Origin of the sequence: Stappia indica (genome assembly GCF_020177335.1) — a bacterium.
GTDB lineage: Bacteria > Pseudomonadota > Alphaproteobacteria > Rhizobiales > Stappiaceae > Stappia > Stappia indica_B.
On the sequence record NZ_JAIVMG010000003.1, the window covers coordinates 218,877 to 241,972 of the forward strand.

Here is a 23,096-nt window from a genome sequence, read left to right on the forward strand (position 1 = left end):
TGAGGGCTTGTGAACCGGCGGGAGTGCGATTAGGCAGACCGGGAACGGCGGGCCGGCAGGACTACGGCCCGATGCCTTGCGATGATGACAGCCACACGATCAAACGCCATTTGATCGGCAACTGCCGGGGACAGGATGAACATACTCTTGATCGGTTCGGGCGGCCGCGAACACGCCCTTGCCTGGGCCATTGCTCGCTCGCCCCTGACCTCCATCCTCTACGCCGCGCCGGGCAATGCGGGGATCGCCGAACACGCAACCTGCGTGGCACTCGATCCGGCCGATCATGGCGCCGTGCTCGCCTTCTGCCGCGACATGCAGGTCTCGCTGGTGGTGGTCGGGCCGGAAGCGCCGCTCGTCGCCGGGCTGGTGGACGATCTGGCCGCCGCCGGCATTGCCGCCTTCGGTCCGAGCCGGGCCGCCGCCGCGCTGGAAGGGTCGAAGGGCTTCACCAAGGATCTGTGCGCCCGCGCCGGAATCCCCACCGCCGCCTATGGCCGCTTCTCCGAGGCTCAGGCCGCCCGCGACTACGTGACCCGGCAAGGCGCGCCCATCGTCGTCAAGGCCGATGGCCTGGCCGCCGGCAAGGGTGTCGTCGTCGCCGAGACCGTTGAGGCCGCACTGGCGGCGGTCGATGCCTGTTTCGACGGCGCCTTCGGCGAGGCCGGCGTCGAGGTGGTCGTGGAGGAATGCCTGGTCGGCGAGGAGGCGAGCTTCTTCGTTCTGTCCGACGGCACCAACGCGCTGCCGCTGGCCACCGCCCAGGATCACAAGCGGGTGGCCGATGGCGACACCGGCCCCAACACCGGCGGCATGGGCGCCTATTCCCCGGCGCCGGTGATGACGCCGGAGGTGGTCGACCGCACCATGCGCGAGATCATCGAGCCGACCATCCGCACCATGGCGGCGGAAGGCACCCCGTTCCGGGGCGTCTTGTTCGCAGGGCTGATGATCACCGCCGAGGGACCGAAGCTGATCGAGTACAACACCCGGTTCGGCGATCCGGAATGTCAGGTGCTGATGATGCGGCTCGTCGACGACATCGTGCCGCTCTTGATGGCCTCCATCGAGGGCGGGCTCGACAAGCTCACGCCGCGCTGGCGCGAGGAAGCCGCACTCTGCGTGGTGATGGCGGCCAACGGCTATCCGGGCAGCTATGAAAAGGGCACGCCGATCAACGGGCTCGATGCGCTGGGCGACATGACGGACGTGAAGGTGTTCCACGCCGGCACCCGCCGCGACGGCGAGCAGCTTCTGGCCAATGGCGGCCGGGTGCTCAATGTCACCGCTCTGGGGGCGAGCGTCGGCGCCGCCCACGACCGCGCCTACGAGGCGGTCGGCCGGATCGACTGGCCCGGCGGCTTCTGCCGCTCCGACATCGGCTGGCGTGCGGTCGCCCGGGAGACGGACACCCGCGCGGCGGAAAGCTGACGCGAGAAAAAAAGAGGCGGGCTCCCGGCCCGCCTCGAACAAAATAATCTCGCCCCAAAAGACGTTGATCAGGCGATGTCGCTCAGGTGGCGGTGCCGCCAATCGTCATCTTGTTGATGCGCAAGGTCGGCTGGCCGACACCGACCGGCACGCCCTGGCCCTGCTTGCCGCAGGTGCCGATGCCCGGATCGAGCGCCATGTCGTTGCCGATCGCCTCGATGCGGGTCAGCGCGTCCGGCCCGTTGCCGATCAGCATGGCGCCCTTGATCGGCGCGCCGATCTTGCCGTTTTCCACCCGGTACGCTTCGGTGCAGGAAAAGACGAACTTGCCGGAGGTGATGTCCACCTGACCGCCGCCGAAGGAAACGGCATAGATGCCGTCCTTGACCCCTTCGAGGATCTCCGCCGGGTCGCGGTCGCCGGCCAGCATCACCGTGTTGGTCATGCGCGGCATGGGAATATGGGCGAAGGACTGGCGCCGGCCGTTGCCGGTGGAGCCGGTGCCCATCAACCGGCCGTTCTGCCGGTCCTGCATGTAGCCGGTGAGAATGCCATCCTCGATCAGCACGGTGCGGCTCGTCGGCGTTCCCTCATCATCGACCGTCAGCGAGCCGCGCCGCGCATGCAAGGTGCCGTCATCGACGATGGTCACGCCTTTGGACGCGACGCGCTGCCCCATCAGCCCGGCGAAGGCGGAGGTTTTCTTGCGGTTGAAGTCGCCTTCAAGTCCGTGGCCGACGGCCTCGTGCAGAAGGATGCCGGGCCAGCCATTGCCCAGAACCACGTCGAAGCTGCCGGCCGGGGCGGGGACCGCCTCCAGATTGACCAGCGCCTGCCTCAGCGCTTCATCGACGCCTGCCTTCCAGCCTTCCGGTGTGAGGAACCCTTCCAGCGCCGACCGGCCGCCGAAACCATGGGAACCCGCTTCCTGGCGGTCGCCCGAGCCCGCGACCACGGACACACCGAAGCGCACCAGTGGGCGAATGTCGCGCACCCGATAACCGTCGGCGCGCAGGATATCGACCACCTGCCAGGAGGCGGCGAGCGAGACCGTGACCTGCCGCACCTTCGGGTCCCGGGCGCGGGCATAGGCGTCGATTTCCTGCAACAGGGCGACCTTCTCGCCAAACCCCATGGCGCCGAGCGGATTGTCGTCGGTGTAAAGATGACGGTTGGTGCGCTGCGGCGGTTCGGCATAGACGCCCGAATGGCCGCGGGCGATGGCCCCGGCCGCCTCCGCCGCACGGGTCAGGGCAGCGGCGGAAATCTCGCCGGAATGGGCGTAGCCGGCGGCCTCGCCGGCGACGGCCCGGAGGCCGAAGCCCTGGGTCGTGTCGTAATTGGCGGCGCGCAGGCGCCCGTTGTCGAAGACGAGGCTTTCCGACTGGCGGTATTCCAGGAACAGCTCGCCATCGTCGGCGTGCCCGAGGGCGGTGTCCATGATGGCGCGGGCGTTCGCTTCGCCAAGCCCGCCCAGTTCCAGAAGATCGGTGACGGGTTCACGCATGCGCGGACCTCCCTGTTTGGACCTCGGGCAAGGGAACCCAGGGTCGGTTGTCGGCGCGGCAGACGGCAGGCACCATGCACCCTGTGCCAGCGCGGGGCCGCCGATGATATCCGACCGCCCCGGCGAATGGCGAGTATCGGAAGGGCTCAGGGCAGGGCGGCGAAGCCGTCGGAAAAGCCCTTCAGGGAGATCGGGATGCCGATGCCCTCTTCCGGCGTCTGGAAGATGACGAAGGTGGCGGCCTGTCCCTTGCGCATCTTGTCGATGAGATCGTCTTCCATGACCACCTCGACGATGCAGCCATTCGGCAGGCAGCGGACGAAGCCGACCCGGCCGACATCGGCATCGTCGACGCGCATGCCGAGGCCCATCGGCAAAAGCACCCCGAGCGGCGCCAGGACGCGCAGCAGGCGGGACTTCTTGTCGGCGGTCTTCAGCACGATGACGGACAGGCCGACATTTTCCCGATCATCGGCGGTGACGTTCTGAATCAGCGCGCATTGCTCGCTCTGGGCACCGGCCGGCGTGTCGCATCGCATCTGCCAGTCGCCATGCACGGAGCGGACCGCGCCTTGCGCGAAGGCGGCGCTGGTGCCGGACACCGCATGGGCGAGAACAAGGACAGCGACCAGGGCGGGGCGCATCATCGACAAAAGGCGGCTGGGCACTGGCAGGGCTCCGTTCTTTCCCGGGACGAGACGTTCAAGGGCGCGGCGACCGCAGTTTGATTCGCGGGCGCTCGCTTCCTGTCTGGTTTTCAACCCTTGAAAGGTCGATTTCAAGGCGAAAGGCCGCTCCAAGGGTTTTCTGTGGGGTGTGATTGGCGATCCGGCGGGATCCTGCGCGCATTTGACACCTTCACAGGGCGATTTGGCCCGGATTCCGGACATTCCGGACGGGAGCCCTTGCGCGGGCGGGCCGCTTGTGGTTTTTCATCCCGGCTTTGATTTCGGTCAATCGGGGCTGCGGCGTTTTGACGCCCCTCCGGTGGGCCGCTCGCACGGTGCGTGGGAATATGCGTAAATTGCCGGATCAGGGTGCGACATCGTGACCGGGGGCTGAACGGCCCGCCGTCAGGAGGCCCCGGCCATCGGCCGGGTGACACGGTGACACCGGCAGGATTTTTTATTTGGACCCGGGGAGCAGGATTGCGCGGGTCAGACAGGGGGAGCACGGACGTGACACAGTTGGTCAGGCGTCTGAGGACGTTTGCGGCATCGGGCGCCGCGGCGATGACGGGTCTTGCGGCGGTCGCCGGACAGGCATGGGCAGCCCAGCCGACGCCGTGGCAGATGGGGCTGCAGCCAGCCGCCTCCGGTGTCATGAGCGATATTCGCTGGTTCAACGATTTCACGCTCATCATCATCACGGTGATCACGCTGTTCGTGCTGGCGCTGCTGCTCTGGTGCGTGTTCCGGTTCAACGCCAAGGCCAATCCCACCCCGTCGCGGACCTCGCATAACACCATGATCGAGGTGGTCTGGACGCTGGTGCCGATCCTGGTGCTGGTGATGATCTCGATCCCCTCCTTCCGGCTGCTGTACAAGCAGGTCGACGTTCCCGCGTACGACATGACCATCAAGGCCACCGGCTACCAGTGGTACTGGGGCTATGAGTATTCCGACGAGGGCATGGAGGAACTGGCCTTCGATTCCTACATGCTGCGCGGTGAGGACCGTCTGGCGCGGGCGGAGGCGTTCAAGCGCCCGGTCGAGGAATATCCGCGCCTTCTGGCCGTCGACAACGAGTTGATCGTGCCGGTCGGCAAGGTGGTGCGCATGCAGATCACCGCCGCCGATGTGTTGCACTCCTTCGCCATGCCGGCGTTTGGCGTGAAGATCGACGCGGTGCCGGGGCGTCTCAACGAGACCTGGTTCAAGGCGGAGCAGACAGGCATCTACTACGGCCAGTGCTCTGAGCTGTGCGGCAAAGATCATGCCTTCATGCCGATCGCGATCCGTGTGGTTGAGGAGGAGCAATTCGCGGCCTGGGCGGAGGCAGCCAAATCGGACGTGGAAGAGGCGACCAAGGCGCTGATGGCGTCCCTGGCAAGTGCCAAGACCACTGCGGATGCAGGCGCGTCCGCAGCAGTTGAAGTGGCGGCCCGCTAAGGTCCGGATTGAGGAATAGCCAGGGCGCGGGGCCTCGCGGTCTCCGCCGCCGATGGAAAGCAGACGTATCAAAGGGAGCTGGATGATGGCCTATGCAGCGCAGGCGCAGGGCGACCACGACCATCCGACAGGGTGGACGCGCTGGGTCTATTCGACCAACCACAAGGACATTGGCGTCCTTTATCTGATCTTCGCGATCATTGCCGGCATCATCGGCGGCGCGCTCAGCGTCGGCATCCGCATGGAGCTGCACGAGCCGGGCATGCAGATCTTCTCCGATCCGCATATGTTCAATGTGTTCACCACCTCCCACGGCCTGATCATGATCTTCTTCATGGTCATGCCGGCGCTGATCGGCGGCTTTGCGAACTTCTTCGTGCCGATCATGATCGGGGCGCCGGATATGGCGTTCCCGCGCATGAACAACATCTCCTTCTGGCTGTTGCCGCCAGCCTTCCTGTTGCTCCTGCTGTCGCTCTTCGTCGAAGGCCCGGCGGGCGGCACCGGCGTTGGCGGTGGCTGGACGCTCTACCCGCCGCTGTCCTCAGGTGGTCCTGAAGGTCACCCGGGACCGGCAGTGGACATGGCGATCCTGGCGCTGCATGTCGCCGGCGCCTCGTCAATCCTCGGCGCCATCAACTTCATCACCACCATTTTCAACATGCGCGCCCCGGGCATGACGCTGCACAAGATGCCGCTGTTCGCCTGGTCCGTGCTGGTCACCGCCTTCCTGCTGGTCCTGTCCCTGCCGGTGCTGGCCGGCGGCATCACCATGCTGCTGACCGATCGCAACTTCGGCACGACCTTTTTCGCTCCGTCGGGCGGCGGTGATCCGATCCTGTTCCAGCATCTGTTCTGGTTCTTCGGGCACCCGGAAGTGTACATTCTGATCCTGCCGGCCTTCGGCATCGTCAGCCACATCATCTCCACCTTCGCCCGCAAGCCTATCTTCGGCTATCTCGGCATGGCCTACGCCATGGTGGCGATCGGCGTGGTCGGCTTCATCGTCTGGGCCCACCACATGTACACCGTCGGTCTCGACGTCGACACCCAGGCCTATTTCGTCGCGGCGACCATGGTGATCGCGGTGCCGACCGGCGTGAAGATCTTCTCCTGGATCGCCACCATGTGGCAGGGGTCGATCACCTTCAAGACGCCGATGCTGTGGGCGGTCGGGTTCATCTTCCTGTTCACCGTCGGCGGCGTTACCGGCGTGCAGCTCGCCAATGCCGGCCTCGACCGGGTGATGCATGATACCTACTACGTGGTGGCACACTTCCACTACGTGCTGTCGCTGGGTGCGGTGTTCGGCATCTTCGGTGCCTGGTACTACTGGTTCCCGAAGATGTTCGGCTACATGTACAACGAGACCATCGGCAAGCTGCACTTCTGGATCACCTTCATCGGTGTGAACCTGGTGTTCTTCCCGCAGCACTTCCTCGGTCTTGCCGGCATGCCGCGTCGCTATGTCGACTATCCGGATGCGCTGGCCGGCTGGAATGCGGTCTCCTCCTGGGGCTCCTACATTTCCGCCTTCGCCGTTCTGGTGTTCCTGGCGGGCGTTGCCGAGGCCTTCTCCAGGAAGCGGGTCGCCGGGGACAATCCCTGGGGCGAGGGGGCAACGACGCTGGAGTGGACCCTGTCCTCGCCGCCGCCGTACCACCAGTTCGAGACGCTGCCGCGCATTCGCTGAACGGCACAAGGGGCGGCCTGCCGATGAGGCGAGGCCGCCCGCTTCCGAACCAGGCAGCGCCGGATATCTGGCGCGGCCGCAGGCAGGCGAGCATCCTGCCGCCAGGATCGAAACACCGGCACCGCCGGGAAACCGAGAGCAGCCCTCATGTCGCTGGCCGAAATTCGCGAGACATCATTTGAGGAAACCGCCGGTTTCGGCGGCCAGGGCGCCGTCGGCGACTATATCGCGCTGCTGAAGCCGCGGGTGATGTCGCTGGTGATCTTCACTGCGCTCGTTGGCGTGCTGATCGCCCCGGGCAGCCTGCATCCGGTGCTGGCCGCCGTTGCGGTCCTGTGCATCGCGGTGGGCGCCGGCGCCTCCGGCGCGCTCAACATGTGGTACGACGCGGATATCGACCGGGTGATGTCGCGCACCCGCTCACGCCCCATTCCCGCTGGCCGGATCGAGCCGGGCGAAGCCCTTGCCTTCGGCCTGACGCTCTCTGCCTTCTCCGTCGCCGTGCTGGGCCTTGCGGTCAACTGGCTCGCGGCGGGCCTTCTTGCCTTCACCATCTTCTTCTATGCCGTGGTCTACACCATGTGGCTGAAGCGGGCGACGCCGCACAACATCGTCATTGGCGGTGCGGCCGGCGCCTTTCCGCCGATGATCGGCTGGGCGGCGGTGACCGGTACGGTCACCCTTGAGAGTGTCGTTCTGTTCCTGATCATCTTCATGTGGACGCCGCCGCATTTCTGGGCGCTGTCGCTGTTCAAGCGCGGCGACTACGAGGCGGCGCGCATTCCGATGCTGCCGGTGGTCGCCGGCGAGGACGTGACCCGGACCCAGATCCTGGCCTACTCGGTGGCGCTCGCTCCCATCGGCGTGTTGCCGGCGGTGCTTGGTTTTGCCTCGTTGGTCTACGGCATCGCCGCCACGGTGCTGGGCATCGCGTTTGTCTTCTATGCGCTGCAGGTCTATCGCCGCCGCGAGGGCGAGGCCGCCCGCAAGGCGGCGGTCGGCCTCTTTTCCTTTTCGCTCCTCTACCTGTTCCTGATCTTCTCCCTGCTGCTTGGCGACACGCTGGTGCCCGCCGTCATCGGAGCGATCTGGGCATGACCGGGCAGAACCTTCACGAGGACGGCATTCGCCTGACCGAGGAACAGAAGCGGCGCCAGCGCAGTCGCTCCGTTGCCATCGGTCTGGCGCTCGCCGGGCTCGTCGTGCTGTTTTTCGTCATCACGCTGGTGAAGATGGGGCCCGGTGTTTTCAACCGGCCCTTGTAAGAGGCAGTGGCGGTCATGGGTGACAGAAAGCCTTCCGAACAGCCGGTGGACACCTCCACCGGCATGGCGCGCTCCAACCGGCGGGTCGCCATTGCGGTCTGCGGCGGCGTGCTGCTGATGGTCGGCGCGGCCTATGCGGCCGTGCCGCTCTACGAGGTCTTTTGCAAGGTGACCGGCTATGGCGGGACCACCCAGCGCGCCGCGGAGGCGACGGGGGAGATCATCGACCGCAAGATCACCGTGCGCTTCGACGGCAACGTCAACGCGGCGCTGCCCTGGGGCTTCAAGCCGAAGGTCCATGCGGTGACGCTCAGGATGGGCGAGACCGCGCAGATGGCCTATCTGGCCACCAACAAGGGGCCTGATTCCACCGTGGGCACCTCGGTGTTCAACGTGACGCCCTTCGCCGCCGGGGCCTATTTCAACAAGATCGAATGCTTCTGTTTCACCGAACAACCGCTGAAGGCGGGCGAAACGGTGGAGATGCCGGTGCTCTTCTTCATCGATCCGGACATGGACAAGGACGAGCACCTGAAGCACATCAAGGAGATCACCCTCTCCTACACCTTCTTCCCGGCGGAAACGCCGGAAACGCCGGTCGCCGCGCGCGGCACGGCGGAGGGAACGAAAAACCAATTGTAGTTGCGCAGCCCGTTTGAACCGGGCTCAACTGATCGGGGGAGACTGCCCATGGCACATGCCAAGAACCACGACTACCATCTCGTCGAGCCGAGCCCCTGGCCGTTTCTGGGCGGCATCGGTGCCTTCATCATGGCCATCGGCGCGGTCGGGCTGTTCCGTTTCACCCAGGAAAAGGACTTCACCCTCTTCGGCATCGACCTTGCCGGTTGGGGCATCTTCGCCGTCGGCACGCTGGTCGTGCTTTATGTGATGTTCGGCTGGTGGCGCGACACGGTGCGCGAATCCCTTGCCGGCGATCATACGCCGGTGGTCCAGTTGCACCTGCGCTATGGCATGCTGCTGTTCATCGCCTCGGAAGTGATGTTCTTCGTCGCCTGGTTCTGGGCGTTCTTCGATGCCTCGCTGTTCACCAATGAGGCGCAGCAGTTCGCCCGGCTCGAGGTGACCGGCGGTGTGTGGCCGCCCGAGGGCATCCAGACCTTCGACCCCTGGCACCTGCCGCTGCTGAACACGCTGATCCTCCTGACTTCGGGCACCACGGTGACCTGGGCGCATCATTCGCTGCTGCACAACGACCGCGACGGTCTGAAATGGGGTCTGGCGCTGACGGTGCTGCTCGGCGTGCTGTTCTCGCTGCTGCAGGCCTACGAATACAGTCACGCGGCCTTCAGCTTCTCCGGCAGCATCTACGGCTCGACCTTCTTCATGGCCACCGGTTTCCATGGCTTCCATGTGATCGTCGGCACCATCTTCCTGGCGGTCTGTCTGATCCGCGCGATGGCCGGCCAGTTCACTCCCGAGAAGCACTTCGGCTTCGAGGCTGCCGCTTGGTACTGGCATTTCGTCGACGTGGTGTGGCTGTTCCTGTTTGCCTCGATCTACGTCTGGGGCGCCGGCACCCCGGCGCACTGACAAGGAACGGTGCTCCGGTCGCGGCAACGCGGCCGGAAATCCTGGGACGTTTCGGGGCCGCGGATCATCCGCGGCCCTCAGGTTGCCGACAAAGGGCAACGACGCCGCGAAGGATTTGCCCCCGGACGACACCGTTTCATGGGCAGTGGCGACACGCCCCCGGACATCGGCCCATACTCAGCGTCCTCCCGGACGCCGCAAAGCGGCGATCCGGGACCGGAGAGCCACGGGGGGCGGTCCAGTCCGTTCGCCTTCCGCCGGGCGCCTTCACTTGGGCCGGGCGCCTTCACTTGGGAAGGGAAGGTGGGGCGCAGGAAACGGGGGAGAAGGCAAGAGCGCATGACGCAGGACACGAGCAAACGCGACACGGCGCATTATCCGCCGCAGGATCCCTTGCGGGTCGGCATGAAGGGGCGCTGCCCCCGCTGCGGACAGGGGCGCCTGTTCAAGGGCTTTCTCTCCACCGCCGAGCGCTGCTCCAATTGCGGTCTTGATTTTGACTTCGCCGATTCCGGCGATGGTCCGGCCGTCTTCATCATCATGGCCGTGGGCTTCATCGTCGTTGCCCTGATGCTGGTGGTGGAGATTAGTTTCCGCCCGCCGATCTGGCTGCACATGCTGCTCTGGCTGCCGCTGACGGTGATCCTGGGCCTGGGGCTGCTGCGCCCGCTCAAGGGCGTGATGATCGCCCAGCAATACAAGCACAACGCGCGGGAGGGGAAGGTTGACGACTGATCCCGTTACCGCCAGTCGCCCGGGGGGGCTGCGCCGTCTGCTCTGGCCGCTGATCGCCGCGCTCCTGGTGCTGGCCGCGTTGTTGGCGCTCGGAAGCTGGCAGGTGGCGCGGCTGAACTGGAAGCTCGACCTGATCGAGCGGGTGGAGCAGCGGGTCGATGATGCGCCGGTCGCCGCTCCCGGTCCGGCGGACTGGCCGGCGCTGACCGACGACGGTTGGGACTACCGTCCGGTTCGGGTTAGCGGCCGCTTCCTGCCCGGCGAGCTTTACTACTACATCGCCCTGGCCGATCCGAAAGGAGCTCTCGGTGGTCCCGGCTACTTGGTCTATGCGCCGTTTGCCGCGCGCGAGGGCTATGTGGTGCTGGTCAATCGCGGTTTTGTGCCCGACCGGCAGCGCTTGCCGGAGAGCCGGCCCGGCAGCGCCGCACCGGAAGGCGAGCTCACCATCGAAGGGTTGTGGCGGCGCAACGAGCGCGGCAATTTCGCTACCGTCGAGGCGGATGAAAAATCCGGCATCTGGTTCGTGCGTGAACCTGCGAAGATGGCCGCAAGCCTCGGGGTGGGAGGCACCATGCCGATCGCGCCCTATACGATCGACGCGCGTGCATCGCTGACGCCGCCGTCCGGTCTGCCGCAGGCCGGCGAAACCCTGGTGAGTTTCACCAACAACCACCTGCAATACGCCGTGACCTGGTTCGGTCTGGCCGCCGTTCTGGTGGTGATCTTTCTGGTGTTCGCGCGCGGCCAGTTGCGCAAGCCCTGAGTGCCCCCGACCGGAGCCTGTCCAACCCGGGGGAGCGCAAAGCGAGCTCGGGAGACCGCGCCAGCGCCCTCCCGAGCCGCGAAAACGCGCCTCAGAGTGCGGTGAGGATTGCCGCCGCGCCTGAGACTGTGGCCTCGCCCGGGGCGTCTTCCACGTTCAGCTCGGTTACCTTGCCGTCCTTGACGATCATGGCGTAGCGCTTCGAGCGCAGGCCCATGCCGAAGCCCGAGGCGTCCAGCTCCATGCCGATGGCCTTGGTGAAATCGGCGCTGCCGTCGGCGAGGAACAGGATCTTGTCGCCGGCCCCGCTCGCTTTCTGCCAGGCCTCCATGACGAAGACATCGTTGACCGAGACGACGGCGATCTGATCGACGCCCTTCGCGCGGATGGTCTGCGCATGCTCCACGAAGCCCGGCAGGTGGTTGAGGTGGCAGGTCGGGGTGAAGGCGCCGGGCACGGCGAACAGCACCACCGTCTTGCCGGCGAACAGCTCGCCGCTCTTTACCTCGGCCGGACCGTCGGCACTCATGGTCTTGAAGCTTGCCTCGGGAAGCGTGTCGCCAACCTTGATGGTCATGGGAAAGTCTCCGCTATCGGAAAGGGTAGGGTTTGGGTCCAAGCCCCAGGGCCACGAGGTTTGCCGCGCGGCTCTGAGGAGATAGGCATGCAACCGTCCGCCGTCGAGGTGAAATTTGCAACGATGGCGGATGAAGTTTCATGAGCCGGGGAGGCGGGCGATGTCGATCCGATGTTCGATCGCCGTGCCGCCGGTAACGAGCACAAGCGACAGTGGCTGGCGGCCGCCGGTCTCGGCAAGGCCCCGGGTGGAGAGGGTGAAGCGCATCTGCCCGTTCTCCGTCAGTCCTTCCCGTTTCGGAACGCCATTGTACGATCCGGCCGCGCCATAGGCGAAAAGGTCAGCATCGACGGCGTTGGGCATCAGTTCGGCAGTGATCGTCAACAGTGCTGCGCCATCCTCACCGGAGGGTTCGCGCTCCACCTTGAGAATGCGTGGCGGCACATCCGTCTGCGGGTGCGGCAGGGCGAGCCGGGCGCGCGCCAGCATCATCCGGTGGCCGATATCCGAAGCCGCCAGCGTCTCCTCGGAGACGTCGAGCTCAAGGGAGGCTTCGACCGGCACGCAGATATCGCTGCACATGCCAAGCCGGACCAGGGCGCGCAGGGTCGCGGGCGAGGTGGAGGGGACGGGCAGGTCGATGGGCAGAACCACCTGCCGCCTGTAGACAATCGAGGTGGCATAGCCGTCGTCATACCGCTCCGGAGCGGGAAACCGCAGCCGTGCCGGTTCGATGCCGGAGGAGGTGGAAAAATCCACCTCGGTCGGGATGCCCGAGTCCCCGGGGTACTTCCAGTAGGTGTGCCAGCCCGGATCGAGGTGAATTTCCAGGCCGATATCGGCGGTTCCGGTGCTCGCATCCACACCGCCGGAGATCAGCCTCAGCTTGCCGCCGGTGACCTCCTGCCAGGGACTTTCGCCGGCAAGAGCGCCCATGGGCAGGCAAAGGGCGCACAGGGCGATCAAAAAACTGCGGATCATCATCCGGAGGGGCATGGCGATTTGGTCTTTCGTGACGGCAAGGCGCTGGCCCGGATCGTAGGGGGATCGGGCGGCGGGCGCCAAGAAAAAGCTTCGTGATCGCGCCGGCGCGGTCTGCGGTGACGGGATTGTGTCGCGACCCTGCGGTTCACAAGTGCCCGCGAGAAGCGTAATCTGGAATGAATTCAGATCTGTGGCTTGAGCGCCCAAGGCGCTGGAAAGGCGGGAACGAAGGATCATGCGGAGCGGGCAACCGGAAGACACGTCCCTGACGGGGCAATTGCTGATCGCCATGCCGCAGATGGAAGACGAACGCTTTGCCCATGCCGTCGTCTATCTGTGCGCGCATTCGCCGGAAGGGGCGATGGGCATCATTCTCAACCAGCAGGCATCGAGCCTCTCCTTCCCCGAGCTGTTGCGGCAGTTGGACATCATTCCCGAGGAAGGGGACATCGTGTTGCCCGAGCCGGCGGATCGGATGCAGGTGCATCGCGGCGGGCCGGTGGAGACCGGACGCGGCTTCGTGCTCCATACCGGCGATTTCTTCATCGACAACTCGACGCTGGCGATCCAGGACGGTATTTGCCTTACCGCGACCCTCGATATCCTGCGGGCGATTGCGGAAGGGCGCGGCCCCAGACAGGCGATGCTGGCACTGGGCTACGCCGGATGGGGGGCCGGGCAGTTGGAGACCGAGATTCAGGCCAATGGCTGGATCACCGGTCCGGCGGATAGTGCCATCATCTTTGATGAGACGATCGACAACAAATGGGATCGGGCGCTTGCCAAGATGGGTATCTCTTCGGGGATGCTGTCGCGTGAGGCGGGGCACGCCTGAACCGGCCGTCGGACCTTCCGCGTCCGACGGCCACAAATGCAAGCCATGCACCGGAAATGCGCGCGGGGGCGGGTGTCGGTGTGTCGCATCTCGCTTGCCCGCCTATTCCTGGACCGTTAGGGTGCGCGATGGGATGCGCTTCGGTCAGGCAGGGGCCGTGCTCGGATTCCGGCGTTGGTGGTACCCATGCCAGGGGCAGACCCGCTTGGAAAATTCTGGCGGATGGATTTCCGCGCCGATGACCGTCGGACGTGCGTCTGGGCTTGTTGTCTCATGTGCGAACGGCCGTGCCGCAAGCTTGCGAAGCGGGTGGGAAAGGCAAAGCCCTCGGTGAGTGCCGGACGCGCGTCGCGGCGACGGACAAGATCGCCCTGCGGTGGCGGGGCGGGCAGGAGATACCTCGGGCCGTGGGGTCCGGCAAACAGATCGCGGGTCGTACCGGTGCTCCGGTGGGACACGAAATGAAACGCTTAGAAGAACGCATCAAAGGAAGTCCTCACGTGAAATATGTCAGTACGAGAGGCGAGGCTCCGGTTCTCGGATTTTCAGATGTTCTCCTGACCGGGCTGGCTGCCGATGGCGGGCTTTACGTGCCCCAGTCCTGGCCCCGGCTTGAGCCTGAGACGATCGCTGGGTTCGCCGGGCGGTCCTATGCCGAGGTCGCCGAGACCGTGATTGCCCCCTTCGTTGGCGCCGACATCGAACGCGGCGCGTTGCAGACGATGATCCGCGAGGCCTATGCCGGCTTCCGGCATCCGGCGGTGACGCCGCTGGTGCAGATCGCACCGCAGCGCTTCGTGCTTGAGCTGTTTCACGGGCCGACGCTGGCGTTCAAGGATGTGGCCATGCAGCTGCTCGGGCGGCTGATGGATCATGTGCTGGCCGAGCGCGGCGGCCGGGCCACCATCGTCGGGGCAACCTCCGGGGACACCGGCGGCGCGGCGATCGAGGCGTTCCGTGGGCGCGAGCGGACCGATGTCTTCATCCTCTTTCCCGACGGTCGGGTCTCCGACGTTCAGCGCCGGCAGATGACGACGCCGACCGAGGCGAATGTTCATACGCTGGCCCTGACCGGCACCTTCGATGACTGCCAGACGATCCTCAAGGAGATGTTCGGCAACACCGCTTTCCGCGACAAGGTGCATCTGGCCGGGGTCAACTCCATCAACTGGGCGCGGATCGTCGCGCAGGTTGTCTATTACTTCGTCGCCGGCGCCGCGCTCGGCGCGCCGCACCGGCCGATCTCCTTCACCGTGCCGACCGGCAATTTCGGCGATATCTTCGCCGCCTATGTGGCCAAGCGCATGGGGCTGCCGATCGAGCGGCTGGTGATCGCCACCAATGCCAATGACATTCTGGTGCGCACGCTGGAGGAAGGGCGGTACGAGACCCGGGGCGTTTCGCCGACCATCTCGCCGTCGATGGATATCCAGATCTCGTCCAACTTCGAGCGGCTGCTGTTCGAGGTCCACGACCGGGATGGAGCTGCGGTGCGCCAGCTCATGGGCCGGCTCTCCCAGTCCGGCGGCTTCACGCTCGATGGGGCGGCGCTGGAGCGGATCCGCGCCGAGTTCGATGCCGGGCGCTGCGACGAGGCGGCGACGTCCAGGACCATCGAGCGGACGCTGGCGGAAGCCGGTTATCTTCTGGATCCGCATACGGCCACCGGCGTCAAGGTGGCCGAGGAGCAGGGCGAGACGACAACGCCGATGGTGATTCTGGGCACGGCCCATCCGGCCAAGTTCCCCGACGCGGTCGAGGCCGCTTGCGGGCAGCGGCCGGAGCTGCCGCCCATGCTGCAGCCTATGATGAGCGCGCCGGAGCGGTTCAAGCCGCTTCCCGCCGACCGCGCGGCCGTCGAAGCGCATATTCTCGATCAGGCTCGCGCCGCCCACGTTGAGGAGGTGTCCTGATGGAGGCTCGCGTCACCCGGCTTGCCAACGGATTGACGGTCGTCACCGACCGGATGCCGCATCTGCGCACCGCCGCACTCGGGGTCTGGGTCGGAACCGGGTCACGCTCGGAAACGCCGGAGCAGAACGGCATTACCCATCTGCTCGAACACATGGCGTTCAAGGGCACGCGCAGCCGGTCGGCGCGGCAGATCGCCGAGGAGATCGAGGCGGTCGGTGGTGAGCTGAACGCCTCCACCAGTGTCGAGCACACCAACTACCACGCCCGGGTTCTGGCCGAGGATGTGCCGCTGGCGGTGGAGCTGATCGCCGACATCTTGCAGAATTCGGTGTTCGACCCGGAGGAGCTGGCGCGCGAGAAGCACGTGATCCTGCAGGAAATCGGCGCTGCCCACGACACGCCGGACGACAAGGTGTTCGACCTGTTCCAGGAAACCGCCTGGGCCAATCAGGCAATCGGCCGGCCGATCCTGGGGACACCCGAAACGGTTCTGTCGTTCCGCCCGGAGGACCTGCGAACCTATCTGTCGGAGCGCTATTCCGCACCGGAACTGGTGCTGTCGGCGGCCGGTGCCGTGGAGCATGAGGCCATCGTTGCCCTGGCTGAGGAGCATTTCTCCGGCCTGCCCAACCGTCCGGCGCCGCAGGCCAGCGGCGCGGTCTATACCGGCGGCACCAGCCATCTTGAGCGGGATCTTCTGGAGGTTCAGCTCGTCCTCGGCTTTGAGGGCAAACCCTATCGCGCACCGGACTATTACGCGGTGCAGGTTCTCGCCTCGGTGATGGGCGGGGGCATGTCCTCGCGCCTGTTCCAGGAAATCCGCGAGCGGCGGGGCCTGTGCTACGCGATCTATGCCTTCCACTGGGCGTTCCAGGATTCCGGCCTGTTCGGGGTTCACGCGGCCACCGGCGAGGAGGACATCGACGAGTTGTTCCCGGTGTTGGTCGATGAGCTCGGGCAGGCGGCGCAGACCATCGAGCAGGCGGATGTGGACCGGTCCAAGGCGCAGATTCGCGCCGGTCTGATGATGTCGCTGGAAAGCCCGGCGGCGCGGGCGGGGCAGATCGCCCGCCAGCTGATGATCCATGGCCATGTGCTGACCCCGGAGGAGATCCAGGCACGCATCGACAAGGTGACGCTTGAGCGGTTGCGGTCGGTGGCGGCGGAAACCTTCGCCGGTGCGCCGACCGTTTCGATCGTCGGCCCGCCCAGCGTCAAGCGGCAGGGTTCGGAAGTGTCCGCCAGGCTCAATGATCTGGCGGTGCGCGCGGTGGAGGCCTGAGCGGCCCCGGTCGGTCGCATCACAGCACCGATGTGACAGGTAGGTGGCTTCTCCGGCGTGTGCCGGGCGCGGACAGGGATCCGGTGGCGACAGGCGGATCAGGGGCGAAGCGGGGATCGCGATGGTCTTCTTGCGTGGTTTCGGCGGAGGGGAGGACGGGCGGCGATTGTTCGCTGACGGGGTCTGGTTGCGCGCGCCCCAGCCGGGCGACTTTCCCGAATGGTCCGGCTTGCGGGAGCAGAGCCGGAGTTTTCTCCAACCCTGGGAGCCGCTCTGGCCGCGCGATGAACTGACGCGCGGCGCGTTCCGCCGGCGGTTGCGCCGTCACGCCCGGGAAATGCGCGAGGACCGTTCCTTTCCCTTCTTCATCTTTCGCAGCGGCGACGACCGGTTGCTCGGCGGCGCGACCCTGTCCAACATCCGCCGCGGCGTGGCGCAGACCTGTTCGCTGGGCTACTGGATGGCCGAGCCCTATGCCGGTCAGGGCTACATGAGCCGGGCGGTGACCGCGCTGTTGGCCTTTGCCTATTCGGATCTCAACCTGCACCGGGTCGAGGCGGCCTGCCTGCCGCACAACGGCCCGTCGATCCGTCTCCTCCAAAAAGCCGGATTTGAGAGAGAAGGCTACGCGCGCGGTTACCTGCGCATCGCCGGTGAGTGGCAGGATCACCTGTTGTTCGCGAAACTGGCCGGCGATCCGGAAGCGTCCGGGACCCGTCTGGAGGAGCCCGCGGAGCTCAATGCCTCCATATGTTCCGCTGCCACGATGACGTGGCGCGGCCAGAAAGAAACCTTGTGAGATGGTGCCGATGCCGATATGTGTCCGGCACGTCTTGAAAGCCGAAATTGAGTGGGTCGTGCGGTTGCGTGTTCTGAGTCTGCTGTTTCTTACCCTCATGACTTGGCTCACCCTTGTCGCGCCGGGCGCGGCGCTGGAGGCGGTGGAGGTGCCGGCCGCCGCCGATGCGATCGATCTGACCGGCGCGGTCGAACTCTACCCCGGCGCGGGCGCCCAGCTTCAGGTGTCCACGGCGCCGGGCGCCGACGGCATCGTGCGGCGGATCGAGGTCAATTCCCGCGACAGCGCCAACACCAGCTGGGCCGTCTTCGCCCTGTCCAATCCGGGCGACGAGCAGATCGACCGGCTGATCGTCGCGCCGTTTTTCCAGCTTGTCGGCTCTCACCTGATCTGGCCGGATCTCGGTTCCTCGCGCATCGCCTCGATCACCCCGAGCCAAGGCATCGCGCCGGAGCGTCAGTCGAGCCAGGAGGCGGATGTCTTCCTGGTGACGCTCGATCCGGGGGCGGTGGTCACCTATGTGGTGGAAATGCGCAGCGATGCGCTGCCGCAGATCCGCCTGTGGGAGCCGGATGTCTACAAGGACACGGTCAACGCCTACACCCTCTACCGGGGCATCATCCTTGGTATTTCCGGCCTTCTGGCACTGTTCCTGACCATCCTGTTCGTGGTCAAGGGAACGATCATGTTCCCGGCGACCGCGGTGCTGGCCTGGTCGGTCCTGTCCTATCTGACCATCGATTTCGGCTTCTGGAACAAGGTGTTGCAGATCACCCCGGGCGAGGAACAGCTCTATCGGGCCTGCGCCGAGGTGGCGCTGGCCGCCAGCCTGATCATCTTCCTTTACGCCTATCTCAATCTCAACCGCTGGCACATCCGCTACAGCCATCTGGCGCTGGTGACCCTGATCCTGGTGCTCGGCCTGCTTGGCGTTGCCGTCTGGGATCCGTCGGTTGCCGCCGGTATCGCCCGAATTTCGCTGGGCATCATCGGCATTCTCGGCTTCGCGGTGATCGCCGCCCTGGCCGTTCAGGGCTATGACCGGGCGATCATGCTGGTGCCGACCTGGATCCTGCTGCTGGCCTGGGAGGTCGGCGCGGTGATGACGGTGACCGGGGCGCTGGCCAATGACATCGTCCAGCCGGCGCTGGCCGGCGGGCTGGTGCTGATCGTGCTGCTGATCGGCTTCACGGTGATGCAGCACGCCTTTGCCGGCGGTGCCATCGCCCAGGGGCTGATTTCCGATGTGGAGCGTCGGGCGCTGGCCCAGACCGGATCCGGCGACATCATCTGGGACTGGGACATCGACCGGGACCGGATTTCGACCGGCAACGAGGTGGAAGACCTGCTCGGCCTGAAGCACGGCGTCCTGGAAGGGCCGGCGCGCGACTGGCTCGACATCCTGCACCCGCAGGACCGCGACACCTTCCGCGGTACCCTGGACGCGGTGATCGACCAGCGCCGGGGCCGGATTTCGCAAGCCTTCCGCCTGCGCTCCGAGGACGGGCATTTCCGCTGGTTCCGTCTGCGCGCCCGGCCGATCGTCGGCTCGGACGGCGAGGTGATCCGCTGCGTCGGCACCCTGCTCGACATCACCGATCAGAAGGTGACCGAGGAACGTCTGCTGCATGACGCGGTGCATGACAACCTCACCGGCCTGCCGAACCGCGAGCTGTTCATGGACCGGCTGTCGGCGGCGCTGGCCCGTGCAAGGGCCGAAGGCCTCGGCCGCCCCTCGGTGCTGGTGATTGATCTCGACCGGTTCAAGCAGGTCAATGATTCCATCGGACTGTCCGCCGGCGACAGCATCCTCCTGACCATTGCCCGGCGCCTGTCGCGGCAGTTGAAGCCGCAGGACGCGCTGTCGCGGCTCGGCGGGGACACCTACGCGCTGCTGCTTCTGTCGGAACAATCGGCGGACCGGGTGGCGACCTTTGCCGATGCGGTGCGCCGCGCGGTGCGCTCGCCGATCACCTTCGGCGACCAGGAGGTGTTCCTGACCGCCTCGGTGGGTGTGTCGATCTATGAGGACGAGACGATCTCCGCCGCCGACCAGGTTCGCGAGGCCGACATGGCGATGAACCACGCCAAGCGGATGGGCGGCGACCGGGTCGAGGTGTTCCGCCCGACCCTGCAGGGCGAGGGGGCCAATCGACTGGAGCTTGAGGCCGATCTGCGCAAGGCGCTGAAGACCGACGGCATCTCCGTCTTCTACCAGCCGATCGTCCGCCTGGCGGACCGTTCGATCGCCGGCTTCGAGGTGCTGGCCCGCTGGAACCACCCGAGCCGTGGAGCGATTTCGCCGCTGGAGTTCATCCCGGTGGCCGAGCAATCCGGCCTGATCAACGAGCTGGGGATGTTCGTGCTCGACCGGGGCGCGCGCCAGCTCTCCGACTGGCAGTCGAATTTCCGCCTGCCGGTGCCGCTGTTCGTCAGCGTCAACATTTCCTCGCGGCAACTGCTGCGGCACGATCTGATCAACGACGTGAAGGCGGTGTTGTCGCGCTCGGCGCTGGCGCCGGGGACGCTCAAGCTGGAATTGACCGAATCCGTGGTGATGGCCAATCCGGAATATTCGGCGAAGATGCTGGAGCGGCTGCGCGCGCTTGGCGCCGGTCTGTCGCTCGACGACTTCGGCACCGGCTATTCCTCGCTCAGCTACCTGCAGCGCTTCCGTTTCGACACCATCAAGGTCGACCAGTCCTTCGTGCGGCCGAACGGGCGCAGCGCCCGCCCGGTGATCCTGCGCTCGATCATCGCCCTTGGTCACGACCTTGGCATGCAGGTGGTGGCCGAAGGGGCCGAGAGCGAATCCGACTCGCTCGAGCTGCATCAGCTTGGCTGCGAATACGCGCAAGGCTTCCTGTTCGGCCAGCCGATGGACGCGGCCCAGGCCACCAAGCTGCTGGAAACGGAAATGGCCAGCCTGCACGGCTGAGGCCGGAGCCGGAGCGGCGAGGGCTGAAACGGGCGAGGGCCGTGGCGCCACTTGCCGGCAGAGACGGTCTTCCCCGCTGCGTGTTGCCCAGCCGACCGGTCCGCTGCTCAGGAGGCGGTGGAGTTGCCGTTTTTCGCGGATTTTCCGGATTTGTAGGGCGCCATGCCCTCACGGGCGAGCGCATCGGCCCGCTCGTTCTCCTCGTGGCCGGCGTGGCCCTTCACCCAGTGCCAGGAGACGTCGTGCCGGCCGCGCGCCGCATCAAGCCGCTGCCACAGGTCGGCGTTCTTCACCGGCTTCTTGTCCGAGGTGCGCCAGTCGCGGCGCTTCCAGTTGGCCAGCCACTGGGTGATGCCATTGCGCACATAGGTGCTGTCGGTGTGGAGCTCGACCGTGCAGGGGCGCTTCAGCGCCTCCAGTGCCTCGATGGCGGCGGTCAGTTCCATCCGGTTGTTGGTGGTCTCGCGCGCGCCGCCGCAAAGCTCGCGCTCATGTTCGCCGAAACGCAGCAAGGCGCCCCAGCCGCCGGGGCCGGGATTGCCCGAGCACGCGCCGTCGGTGTGGATGATGACCTTGCTCATGCTGTCCCTTGTAAAAATGCGAGAGGGGCCGGTGCCGGCCCCGGTCGAGGTGTCTGGTGCGGATGTCAGTGATCGAGGCCGTAGTCGCTCGAGGAGCTGACGCTCTGATGAAACCGCAGTTTCTTCAGATATTCGCGCGGATCCTTTGGCGTGACCAGCGCGCCTTCCGGCACCCGCAGCCAATCGTGCAGCCGGGTCAGCAGGAAGCGCAGCGCCGCGCCGCGTGCCAGAAGCGGCAGGCTGTCGAACTCGGCCGGGGTGAAGGGGCGCACAGTGGTGTAGCCATCCAGCAGGGCCCGTGCCTTGGTGACGTTGAACGACAGGTCCGGCTCGAAGCACCAGGCGTTGAGGCAGATCGCCACGTCATAGGCGAAGGCGTCATTGCAGGCGAAATAGAAGTCGATCAGCCCCGACAGCCGGTCGCCGATGAAGAACACATTGTCCGGGAAAAGATCCGCATGGATGACACCGGACGGCAGCCCCTTCGGCCAATGCGCCTCCAGATGATCGAGTTCGGCGACAAGCTCCGCGCCAAGCCCTTCGGCGATGGTGTCCGCTTCGTCCAGGGAGCCGGCGGCCAGCGGCCGCCAGCTGTCGACGGACAGCGCATTGGGGCGGCACATGGTGAAGTCGCTGCCGGCGAGATGGAAATGGGCGAGCGCCTCGCCGAGGGCGGCGCAATGCTCCCGCTTCGGTCGGCGCACCCACATGCCGTCGAGAAAGCCGATGATCGCCGCCGGCCGGCCCGCCAATTCGCCCAGCATGGCGCCCTCGCGGCTGGCCACCGGGGTCGGGCAGGAGATACCGCGCGCGGCAAGGTGCTTCATCAGCTCCAGAAAGAACGGCAGGTCGGAGCGCTCCACCCGCTTCTCATAGAGCGTGAGGATGAAATAGCCCTTTTGGGTGTGCAGCAGGAAATTGGAGTTCTCGACCCCTTCCGCGATCCCCTTGCAGGCCAGGACGCCGCCAATGTCGTATTGCGCGACGAAGGCAGCGAGCTCCTCGTCGGAAACGTCGGTATAGACTGCCATGATGCTTATTCGGCCGCCATGTCACGCAAGGCGCGCGGCAGGTTGAAGGAGATGGTCTCCTCCGCCGTGCGCACGCTGTCCACCTTTACCTCGTAGCGCTCGGCGAAGGCGGCGATGATCTCTTCCACCAGCACTTCGGGGGCCGAGGCGCCGGCGGTGATGCCCAGCCTGCCAAGCGGCGGCAGGGCGTGCCAGGGGATGTCGCTGGCCCGCTGCACCAGGATCGAGACCGGGCAGCCGGCCCGCTCGGCCACTTCCCGCAAGCGCTGCGAATTGGAGGAGTTCGGCGCGCCGACGACCAGCATGGCGTCGACCTTCGGTGCCACCGCCTTGACCGCTTCCTGGCGATTGGTGGTGGCGTAGCAGATGTCGTCCTTGTGCGGGGCGACGATGTCGGGGAAGCGCTCGGTCAACACCTCGACGATGGCGCGGGTGTCGTCGACCGAAAGGGTGGTCTGGGTGATCCAGGCCAGCGGCTTTTCCCCGCCGGGCACGAAGGTCCGCGCGTCCTCCACCGTCTCCACCAGGCGCACCGCGCCTTCGGGCAACTGGCCCATGGTGCCGATCACCTCGGGATGACCGGCATGGCCGATCAGAATGATCTCCCGGCCGCGGCGGTGGTGCAACTCGGCTTCCTTGTGCACCTTGGAGACCAGCGGGCAGGTCGCGTCGAGATAGAACATGGCGCGCGAGCGGGCCGCCTCGGGCACGGATTTGGGCACCCCATGGGCGGAAAACACCACCGGCCGGTCGATATCGGTTTCCGGGATCTCGTCCAGTTCCTCGATGAAGACCGCGCCCTTGGCCTTGAGGCTTTCCACCACGAACTTGTTGTGCACGATCTCGTGGCGCACGTAGACCGGCGCGCCGAAACGCTCCAGCGCCAGTTCCACGATCTGCACGGCGCGGTCGACGCCGGCGCAAAAGCCGCGCGGCGCGCACAGGAGCACGTTGAGGGGAGGGCGCGGTGCCCCCGTGTGCTGCGGTGTCGAAGCCAAGACCGGATCCCCTTGCGTATCGTTCCGCCGGTGTCGAAGTTTCCGGCAATAGAGATTTGCCCGCCCGCCCTGTCAAGGGCGGACACCGCTCGCCA

General features: G+C 66.0%; 21 protein-coding genes. 14 read left to right on the forward strand and 7 right to left on the reverse strand.

The genetic code is table 11. The features are described from left to right. Positions 1–135 precede the first annotated feature (135 nt). Entirely contained in the window at positions 136–1,431 is a 1,296-nt protein-coding gene (purD, locus tag LC062_RS05360; RefSeq protein ID WP_224910003.1) for a phosphoribosylamine--glycine ligase, read from the forward strand. Between the two features lie 82 nt (positions 1,432–1,513). On the opposite strand, the gene tldD is transcribed toward purD, so the two are convergent. Beyond that, complete coding sequence (tldD, locus tag LC062_RS05365) at positions 1,514–2,938, reverse strand: metalloprotease TldD (RefSeq protein WP_404829679.1); 1,425 nt, start codon at positions 2,936–2,938, stop codon at positions 1,514–1,516. Between the two features lie 146 nt (positions 2,939–3,084). Continuing rightward, entirely contained in the window at positions 3,085–3,585 is a 501-nt protein-coding gene (locus LC062_RS05370) for an invasion associated locus B family protein (protein ID WP_404829686.1), read from the reverse strand. A gap of 585 nt (positions 3,586–4,170) precedes the next feature. Here LC062_RS05370 and coxB point away from each other — a divergent pair. The 8 genes from coxB (at position 4,171) to LC062_RS05410 (ending at position 11,062) form a co-directional block, all read left to right on the forward strand. Further along, a complete protein-coding gene (gene coxB, locus LC062_RS05375) occupies positions 4,171–5,049 on the forward strand; it encodes a cytochrome c oxidase subunit II (RefSeq protein WP_224910004.1) in 879 nt (292 codons plus the stop codon). A gap of 85 nt (positions 5,050–5,134) precedes the next feature. After that, complete coding sequence (ctaD, locus tag LC062_RS05380; RefSeq protein WP_224910005.1) at positions 5,135–6,742, forward strand: cytochrome c oxidase subunit I; 1,608 nt, start codon at positions 5,135–5,137, stop codon at positions 6,740–6,742. A gap of 147 nt (positions 6,743–6,889) precedes the next feature. Further along, the gene (locus LC062_RS05385) at positions 6,890–7,840 is read left to right on the forward strand and encodes a heme o synthase (RefSeq protein ID WP_224910006.1); all 951 of its coding nucleotides are present in this window, start codon (positions 6,890–6,892) and stop codon (positions 7,838–7,840) included. After that, entirely contained in the window at positions 7,837–8,007 is a 171-nt protein-coding gene (locus LC062_RS05390; RefSeq protein ID WP_181760210.1) for a hypothetical protein, read from the forward strand. The genes LC062_RS05385 and LC062_RS05390 overlap by 4 nt, the downstream gene beginning before the upstream one ends. Before the next feature lie 15 nt (positions 8,008–8,022). Then, positions 8,023–8,649, forward strand: a complete 627-nt coding sequence (locus tag LC062_RS05395; RefSeq protein ID WP_224910007.1) for a cytochrome c oxidase assembly protein — start codon at positions 8,023–8,025, stop codon at positions 8,647–8,649. A 48-nt stretch (positions 8,650–8,697) separates the two neighbouring features. Then, entirely contained in the window at positions 8,698–9,561 is an 864-nt protein-coding gene (locus LC062_RS05400) for a cytochrome c oxidase subunit 3 (RefSeq protein ID WP_404829680.1), read from the forward strand. A gap of 339 nt (positions 9,562–9,900) precedes the next feature. Further along, positions 9,901–10,296, forward strand: a complete 396-nt coding sequence (locus tag LC062_RS05405) for a DUF983 domain-containing protein (protein WP_224910008.1) — start codon at positions 9,901–9,903, stop codon at positions 10,294–10,296. Further along, complete coding sequence (locus tag LC062_RS05410; protein ID WP_224910009.1) at positions 10,286–11,062, forward strand: SURF1 family protein; 777 nt, start codon at positions 10,286–10,288, stop codon at positions 11,060–11,062. The genes LC062_RS05405 and LC062_RS05410 overlap by 11 nt, the downstream gene beginning before the upstream one ends. Positions 11,063–11,153: 91 nt before the next feature. Here LC062_RS05410 and LC062_RS05415 read toward each other — a convergent pair whose 3' ends face one another. Both LC062_RS05415 and LC062_RS05420 read right to left on the reverse strand, forming a co-directional pair. Beyond that, a complete protein-coding gene (locus LC062_RS05415; protein WP_224910010.1) occupies positions 11,154–11,639 on the reverse strand; it encodes a peroxiredoxin in 486 nt (161 codons plus the stop codon). Positions 11,640–11,777: 138 nt separating this feature from the next. Continuing rightward, a complete protein-coding gene (locus LC062_RS05420; RefSeq protein WP_224910011.1) occupies positions 11,778–12,635 on the reverse strand; it encodes a protein-disulfide reductase DsbD domain-containing protein in 858 nt (285 codons plus the stop codon). 223 nt (positions 12,636–12,858) lie between these two features. Here LC062_RS05420 and LC062_RS05425 point away from each other — a divergent pair, with 223 nt between their 5' ends. The 5 genes from LC062_RS05425 (at position 12,859) to LC062_RS05445 (ending at position 20,391) form a co-directional block, all read left to right on the forward strand. Beyond that, a complete protein-coding gene (locus LC062_RS05425; RefSeq protein ID WP_224910012.1) occupies positions 12,859–13,458 on the forward strand; it encodes a YqgE/AlgH family protein in 600 nt (199 codons plus the stop codon). Between the two features lie 500 nt (positions 13,459–13,958). Then, positions 13,959–15,371 (forward strand): threonine synthase, encoded by a 1,413-nt coding sequence (gene thrC, locus LC062_RS05430; RefSeq protein WP_224910013.1) that lies wholly within the window; start codon positions 13,959–13,961, stop codon positions 15,369–15,371. Continuing rightward, complete coding sequence (locus LC062_RS05435) at positions 15,371–16,654, forward strand: M16 family metallopeptidase (protein WP_224910014.1); 1,284 nt, start codon at positions 15,371–15,373, stop codon at positions 16,652–16,654. Before thrC ends, LC062_RS05435 begins: the two co-directional genes overlap by 1 nt. Positions 16,655–16,775: 121 nt before the next feature. Next, positions 16,776–17,453 carry a GNAT family N-acetyltransferase gene (locus LC062_RS05440; RefSeq protein ID WP_404829681.1) on the forward strand — a complete coding sequence of 226 codons (678 nt, stop codon included), beginning with the start codon at positions 16,776–16,778 and terminating at the stop codon, positions 17,451–17,453. Between the two features lie 97 nt (positions 17,454–17,550). Continuing rightward, positions 17,551–20,391 carry an EAL domain-containing protein gene (locus LC062_RS05445; protein ID WP_224910016.1) on the forward strand — a complete coding sequence of 947 codons (2,841 nt, stop codon included), beginning with the start codon at positions 17,551–17,553 and terminating at the stop codon, positions 20,389–20,391. A 107-nt stretch (positions 20,392–20,498) separates the two neighbouring features. Here LC062_RS05445 and rnhA read toward each other — a convergent pair whose 3' ends face one another. The 3 genes from rnhA to ispH all read right to left on the reverse strand — a co-directional run bounded on the left by rnhA (position 20,499) and on the right by ispH (position 23,001). Beyond that, positions 20,499–20,972 (reverse strand): ribonuclease HI, encoded by a 474-nt coding sequence (gene rnhA, locus LC062_RS05450; RefSeq protein ID WP_224910017.1) that lies wholly within the window; start codon positions 20,970–20,972, stop codon positions 20,499–20,501. A gap of 65 nt (positions 20,973–21,037) precedes the next feature. After that, positions 21,038–22,003: a homoserine kinase gene (locus LC062_RS05455; RefSeq protein WP_224910018.1), complete on the reverse strand. Its 966-nt coding sequence runs from the start codon at positions 22,001–22,003 to the stop codon at positions 21,038–21,040. Positions 22,004–22,008: 5 nt separating this feature from the next. Continuing rightward, positions 22,009–23,001 carry a 4-hydroxy-3-methylbut-2-enyl diphosphate reductase gene (gene ispH / locus LC062_RS05460; RefSeq protein WP_224910019.1) on the reverse strand — a complete coding sequence of 331 codons (993 nt, stop codon included), beginning with the start codon at positions 22,999–23,001 and terminating at the stop codon, positions 22,009–22,011. Positions 23,002–23,096 lie beyond the last annotated feature (95 nt).

Bases quoted from the DNA above. Each gene is read 5' to 3' on its own strand.
- purD (WP_224910003.1), top strand. From the start codon at position 136: ATGAACATACTCTTGATCGGTTCGGGCGGCCGCGAACACGCCCTTGCC.
- tldD (WP_404829679.1), bottom strand. From the start codon at position 2,938: ATGCGTGAACCCGTCACCGATCTTCTGGAACTGGGCGGGCTTGGCGAA.
- LC062_RS05370 (WP_404829686.1), bottom strand. From the start codon at position 3,585: ATGATGCGCCCCGCCCTGGTCGCTGTCCTTGTTCTCGCCCATGCGGTG.
- coxB (WP_224910004.1), top strand. From the start codon at position 4,171: ATGACGGGTCTTGCGGCGGTCGCCGGACAGGCATGGGCAGCCCAGCCG.
- ctaD (WP_224910005.1), top strand. From the start codon at position 5,135: ATGGCCTATGCAGCGCAGGCGCAGGGCGACCACGACCATCCGACAGGG.
- LC062_RS05385 (WP_224910006.1), top strand. From the start codon at position 6,890: ATGTCGCTGGCCGAAATTCGCGAGACATCATTTGAGGAAACCGCCGGT.
- LC062_RS05390 (WP_181760210.1), top strand. From the start codon at position 7,837: ATGACCGGGCAGAACCTTCACGAGGACGGCATTCGCCTGACCGAGGAA.
- LC062_RS05395 (WP_224910007.1), top strand. From the start codon at position 8,023: ATGGGTGACAGAAAGCCTTCCGAACAGCCGGTGGACACCTCCACCGGC.
- LC062_RS05400 (WP_404829680.1), top strand. From the start codon at position 8,698: ATGGCACATGCCAAGAACCACGACTACCATCTCGTCGAGCCGAGCCCC.
- LC062_RS05405 (WP_224910008.1), top strand. From the start codon at position 9,901: ATGACGCAGGACACGAGCAAACGCGACACGGCGCATTATCCGCCGCAG.
- LC062_RS05415 (WP_224910010.1), bottom strand. From the start codon at position 11,639: ATGACCATCAAGGTTGGCGACACGCTTCCCGAGGCAAGCTTCAAGACC.
- LC062_RS05420 (WP_224910011.1), bottom strand. From the start codon at position 12,635: ATGCCCCTCCGGATGATGATCCGCAGTTTTTTGATCGCCCTGTGCGCC.
- LC062_RS05425 (WP_224910012.1), top strand. From the start codon at position 12,859: ATGCGGAGCGGGCAACCGGAAGACACGTCCCTGACGGGGCAATTGCTG.
- LC062_RS05435 (WP_224910014.1), top strand. From the start codon at position 15,371: ATGGAGGCTCGCGTCACCCGGCTTGCCAACGGATTGACGGTCGTCACC.
- LC062_RS05440 (WP_404829681.1), top strand. From the start codon at position 16,776: ATGGTCTTCTTGCGTGGTTTCGGCGGAGGGGAGGACGGGCGGCGATTG.
- LC062_RS05445 (WP_224910016.1), top strand. From the start codon at position 17,551: ATGACTTGGCTCACCCTTGTCGCGCCGGGCGCGGCGCTGGAGGCGGTG.
- rnhA (WP_224910017.1), bottom strand. From the start codon at position 20,972: ATGAGCAAGGTCATCATCCACACCGACGGCGCGTGCTCGGGCAATCCC.
- LC062_RS05455 (WP_224910018.1), bottom strand. From the start codon at position 22,003: ATGGCAGTCTATACCGACGTTTCCGACGAGGAGCTCGCTGCCTTCGTC.